The 5,149-nt window shown below is 77.0% G+C and carries 4 protein-coding genes and 1 pseudogene; 2 read left to right on the plus strand and 3 right to left on the minus strand.

Annotation, left to right across the window (positions count from 1 at the left end; translation table 11 throughout):
- Both HCJ92_RS21980 and HCJ92_RS21985 read left to right on the plus strand, forming a co-directional pair.
- Positions 1 to 180, plus strand: a pseudogene (locus HCJ92_RS21980) (serine/threonine protein kinase); the annotation flags it as partial.
- A gap of 59 nt (positions 181 to 239) precedes the next feature.
- Positions 240 to 755 carry a GNAT family N-acetyltransferase gene (locus HCJ92_RS21985; RefSeq protein WP_167935353.1) on the plus strand — a complete coding sequence of 172 codons (516 nt, stop codon included), beginning with the start codon at positions 240 to 242 and terminating at the stop codon, positions 753 to 755.
- A gap of 19 nt (positions 756 to 774) precedes the next feature.
- Here HCJ92_RS21985 and HCJ92_RS21990 read toward each other — a convergent pair whose 3' ends face one another.
- The 3 genes from HCJ92_RS21990 to cobT form a co-directional block, all read right to left on the minus strand.
- Positions 775 to 1,611 (minus strand): TrmH family RNA methyltransferase, encoded by an 837-nt coding sequence (locus HCJ92_RS21990; RefSeq protein ID WP_167935354.1) that lies wholly within the window; start codon positions 1,609 to 1,611, stop codon positions 775 to 777.
- A complete protein-coding gene (cobA, locus tag HCJ92_RS21995; RefSeq protein WP_167935355.1) occupies positions 1,608 to 2,903 on the minus strand; it encodes a uroporphyrinogen-III C-methyltransferase in 1,296 nt (431 codons plus the stop codon). The genes HCJ92_RS21990 and cobA overlap by 4 nt, the downstream gene beginning before the upstream one ends.
- A 192-nt stretch (positions 2,904 to 3,095) precedes the next feature.
- Positions 3,096 to 5,149 (minus strand): nicotinate-nucleotide--dimethylbenzimidazole phosphoribosyltransferase (gene cobT / locus HCJ92_RS22000; RefSeq protein WP_167935356.1); only part of this gene is annotated, 2,054 nt, incomplete at its 5' end.

Here is a 5,149-nt window from a genome sequence, read left to right on the forward strand (position 1 = left end):
CGTCCGGAGCGCGCGGCCCGCGACGGGCGGGCGCGCGCGCCGGAGCGGACCAGGCCGCCGGTCGGCCGTCGCCGGGGGTGGGACACACGGCTGCTGCGGCAGCGGGTCGTGGTGTTCGTGACGGTGACCTTCCTGGTGGCCCTCGGCATCGCCGCGGCGCAGGGCCAGAGCCCGCTGTGACGCAGGACGCCCGTCCCACCCGCCCCGGGGCGGGTGGGACGGGTGAGAGCATGACGCCCATGCTGATCAGAGAAGCGACCGACCGGGACTGGTCGGCGATCTGGCCGTTCTTCCAGCCGATCGTGGCGGCGGGTGACACCTTCTGCTACGACACCGGCACCACCGAGCAGCAGGGGCGCGCCCTGTGGATGGTGCCGCCGCCCGGACGGGTGACCGTCGCTGTCGACGACACCGGCGCGGTTCTGGGCAGTGCGAAGATGTACCCCAACCAGGGCGGCAACGGCTCCCACGTGGCGAGCGCCAGCTACATGGTCGACCCGGGTCTCGGCCGCCGGGGCGCGGGCCGGGCGCTGGTGGAGGAGAGCCTCTCCTGGGCGCGGGGCGCCGGCTACCGGGCGATGCAGTACAACGCGGTGGCGGAGACCAACGTCCACGCCGTGCGGCTCTACCGCTCGCTCGGCTTCTCCGTGGTCGGCACGGTGCCGGAGGCGTTCCACCACCCCACCGAGGGTTTCATCGGCCTCCACGTGATGCGTGTCCCGCTGGGACCCGCCGACTCCGGCGGCACGGCTTGAGCCAGGCCCGCCGCACGGGTCAGGGTCGGGTGGCGTAGAACGCCACGGCGGAGGCGGCGGCTACGTTGAGGGAGTCCACCCCCGCCGCCATGGGGATGCGGACCCGCAGGTCGCTGCCGCGCAGCGCGCCCGCCGAGAGCCCCTCCCCCTCGGTCCCCAGCAGCAGCGCCAGCCGCGACGGCGGCCGGGCGGCCAGCTCGTCGAGGGTCACGGAGTCCGCCGAGAGGCAGAGCGCCGCCGTGGTGTAGCCGTGCTCGCCGAAGCGGGCCAGGCCGTCCGGCCAGTCCGACAGCCGGGTCCAGGGGAGTTGGAGCACCGCACCCATCGAGACCTTGACCGCGCGGCGGTAGAGCGGGTCGGCGCAGCGCGGCGACAGCAGCACGGCGTCGACGCCGAGGGCCGCGGCGTTCCGGAACGCGGCGCCGACGTTGGCGTGGTCGACGATGTCCTCCAGGACCACCACGCGGCGCGGGGCGTCCCTCTCCGCCCCGGCGAGCAGCTCGCCTGGGTCGGGGAGGGCCGGCCGGTGCAGGGCTGCGAGGGCGCCCCGGTGGACGTGGTAGCCGGTCACCTCGCGGGCGAGCTCGGGTTCCACGACGTAGACCGGGGCGTCGATGTCGCGCCAGACCTCGCGCATCTGCTCCGCCCAGCGGGGGGTCAGCAGCAGCGAGCGGGCGCGGTGCCCGGCCCGGAGCGCACGGCGGATCACCTTCTCCCCCTCGGCCATGAACAGACCCTCCGCGGGTTCGCGGCGGCTGCGCAGCGCCACATCGGTGAGGTCCGTGTAGTCGGCGAGCCGTGGATCGGTCGGGTCGGTGACGGGGATGGGTTCGGGTCGGGGGCCCGCGGTGCTCATCGGGGGTCGCCTTCCCCCGCGGCGTGGCCGGGCCGGGTGGGGCCCGCGAGCGCGTCGATCGTCGACCGCTCGGCCGCCGAGACGACCTCGCCCACGACGATGACGGCCGGGGGGCGAAGGGCGTGGGAGGCGATGGCCCGGTCCAGGTCGGCGAGGGTGGCGTCCACCCGTCGCTGGGCGGCGGTGGTGCCCTCCTGGATCACCGAGACCGGTGTGTCCGCGGGGCGGCCGTGGCGCATGAGCACCTCGGCGATGGCTCCGGCCCGCTCCACCGCCATCAGCAGCACCAGGGTGCCGCGCAGCCGGCCCAGCGCCTGCCAGTCGACCAGGGACCGGGGGTCGTCAGGGGCGAGGTGGCCGCTGACGACGGTGAACTCGTGGGCGACCCCGCGGTGCGTCACCGGGATGCCCGCGGCGGCGGGAACGCTCACCGCCGAGGTGATCCCGGGGACGACGGTGACGGGGAACCCGGCGCGGGCCACGGCGTTGGCCTCCTCCATCCCCCGGCCGAACACGTAAGGGTCCCCGCCCTTCAGCCGGACGACGTTCAGACCGGCGCGGGCGTGTTCCAGGAGCGCCTCGTTGATCGCGTCCTGGGCCATGGCACGGCCGTAGGGGATCTTCGCCGCGTCCACCACCCGTGTGTGGGCCGGGAGTTCCTCCAGCAGGTCGCGCGGGCCCAGACGGTCGGCGATCACCACGTCCGCCTCGGCCAGCAGTCGTCGTCCGCGCACCGTGATGAGGTCGGGGTCTCCCGGGCCGCCGCCGACGATGGCGACCCCCGGGGTGCGGGCGCGGTGGCGGGGGGCCGCGAGCGAGCCGTCACGCAGCCCCTCGACCACGGCGTCCCGCACGGCGGCGGAGCGGCGGGGGTCCCGGCCGGTGAGCACGGCGACGGTGACACCGTCGGTGCGGCCGGTGGCGGGGGTCCAGGCAGTGGCCGCGGCGGCGTCGTCGCTGCGGACGCACCAGACCCGGCGCTCCTCCGCCTCGGCGGATGCCGCCCGGTTGACCTGCGGGTCGTCGGTGGCGATCAGCGCGTACCAGGCGCCGTCGAGGTCGCCGGGGCGGTAGCCGCGGCGCTCCCAGCGGATCTCGCCCGACTCGGCCATGGCCTCGACGGTGGGAGTGGCCTCGGGCGAGACGAGCAGGACGTCCGCGCCGGCCGCCACGAGGGCGGGCAGCCGGCGCCGGGCCACGGCCCCGCCACCGAGGACGAGGACGCGGCGGCCCGCCAGGCGCAGCCCTACGGGGTACGCCGGGTGGCCCGGCGCGGGTGGGGAGGAGGACATGGTGCGGTGCCTCTCTGGGGCGGGCTCGACGGCGCGCCGGCAGGCGACGCGCCGCCCTCACCCTAGTGGGCCGGGGATCACCGGCCCGGCCCCGGTCCGAGCTCCGGGACAGCGGGCGGACGAGCGGGCGGGGCGGTCCGTTGTGCCGCCTGCCCCGCCCCGGTCTCGGCGGGAGGGGCAGGCCCACGGAGGTCAGCGTCCGGCGACGCCGGTGCTGTCGAAGGTGGCGACCTCGCGCAGCGCGCGCGCTGCGGCCTGCACCACCGGCAGGGCCAGCAGCGCGCCGGTCCCCTCGCCCATCCGCAGGTCGAGGTCGACCAGCGGTCGCAGGCCGAGCGCGGTGAGGGCGGCGAGGTGGCCGGGGTCGGCCCCCCGGTGGCCTGCGACGCAGGCCGAGACCGACTCGGGGGCGATCGCCCGGGCGACGAGAGCGGCGGCCCCGGCGGTGACCCCGTCGAGGATGACGGGCACCCGCATGGAGGCGCCTCCGAGGATCAGCCCGGTGAGCGCCGCGTGCTCCAGACCGCCGACGGCCGCAAGGACGGCGATCGGATCGGCGGGGTCGGGCCGGTGCAGGTCAAGGGCGGCGCGTACCACGGCGATCTTCCGCGCGTGGGTGTCGTCGTCGACCCCCGAGCCCCGACCGGTCACCTCGGCGGCGTCCGCGCCGGTGAACACGGCGGTGAGCGCCGCGGAGACCGTGGTGTTGGCGACGCCCATCTCACCGGTGAGCAGGGCCCGGTTGCCGGCGGCGACGAGGTCGCGCGCGGTCTCGATGCCGACCTCCAGCGCCCGCTGCGCCTCGGCCCTGGTGAGGGCAGGGCCGGCGGTGAAGTCACCCGTGCCGGGGCGCACCTTGCGAGGCATCAACCCGGGCATGGCCGGGAGTTCACCGCGGACGCCGACGTCGATCACGCACACCTCGGCGCCGACCTGCGCGGCGAACGCGTTGCAGACCGCTCCCCCGCCGAGGAAGTTGGCGACCATCTGCGCGGTCACCTCCTGCGGCCAGGCGCTCACCCCCTGCGCGTGCACGCCGTGGTCCCCGGCGAAGACGGCGAGGGCAGCGGGCTCGGGGACGGGCGGCGGGCAGCTGCGGGTGAGCCCGCACAGCTGGGCGGAGATCACCTCCAGCGCCCCGAGCGCCCCGGGCGGCTTCGTCATGCGCCGCTGCCGGTCCCACGCCTCGGCCAGGGACTGGGCGTCCAGCGGACGGATCGCCGCCAGGGTCTCGCCGAGCAGGTCGTGCGGGGCGGAGCCGGGCAGGGCGCGCCTGCCGTAGGACTCCTCGTGCACCACCCAGGAGAGCGGACGGCCGGTGGCCGGGTCGGTGCCGGCCGGTTCCCGCGGGGTGGCGTCGACGTGGCCGACGCAGAGGTAGGCGACGATCTCCAGGTGCTCGGGAAGCCCGAGGACGGCACCGAGCTCCCGGTCGTCGTGGAAGCCGATCCAGCCGACGCCCAGCCCCTCGGCCCGCGCGGCCAGCATGAGGTTCTCCACGGCGAGCGCCGCGGAGTACGGCGCGGCGTCCGGACCGCCGAGCGGGCCGAGCGCGGGACGGCCGCCGCGGGTCGCGTCGGCGGTGACCACGATCGTGACCGGCGCCTCCAGGACGGCGCGGGCGGCGGGTTCGGGCAACTGCCGGGCGCGGGCGCGCGGCAGGGACTTGGCGTACTCCTCGTGCTGGCGCCGCACCAGGTCGTGGACGGCGCCGCGGGTCTCCTGCGAGCGGATGACCAGGAAGTCCCAGGGCTGGGAGGGCCCCACCGCCGGCGCGGTGTGGGCCGCCTCCAGCAGTCGCAGGAGCTGGTCGTGCTCGACGGGCTCGGGGAGGAAGCCGTGCTGGATGTCGCGGCGGTCCCGCATCAGCCGGTGGATGGTGTCGCGCTCGGTCTCGTCGTACCCGGCCGCCGGGCCCGCGCTCGGGTGCGTCAGGGCGGTGGCGGCAGCGGGCGATCCCGCCGGGGCGGCCGGCTCGGGGACGGGAAGCGGGGCGGGTGCGGTGGGCGCATCCTGCTCCGCGGCCGGCCCCTCCTCGGCGGGGAGGTCGCCGGAGGCCGCAGCGTCCTCGGCGTCGGCGGGTACCGGGGCGTGGGCCGTCTCGTCGGCAGGGTGGGCCGCCGCCTCCTCCTCGGGGGCCGTGCCGGTCCCCTCGTCGGCCACGGACCGCTCGCCCGTGGCCGCTTCTTCGGCGGGAGGCTGCCCGGGGGCGGCGGGGGCGACCTCGCCGGCGGGCGGGACGGGCG

The organism is Streptomyces spiramenti (genome assembly GCF_012034385.1).
Lineage (GTDB): Bacteria > Actinomycetota > Actinomycetes > Streptomycetales > Streptomycetaceae > Streptomyces > Streptomyces spiramenti.

Coding starts and splice junctions, on each gene's coding strand:
- HCJ92_RS21985 (WP_167935353.1), top strand. CDS start 240: ATGCTGATCAGAGAAGCGACCGACCGGGACTGGTCGGCGATCTGGCCG.
- HCJ92_RS21990 (WP_167935354.1), bottom strand. CDS start 1,611: ATGAGCACCGCGGGCCCCCGACCCGAACCCATCCCCGTCACCGACCCG.
- cobA (WP_167935355.1), bottom strand. CDS start 2,903: ATGTCCTCCTCCCCACCCGCGCCGGGCCACCCGGCGTACCCCGTAGGG.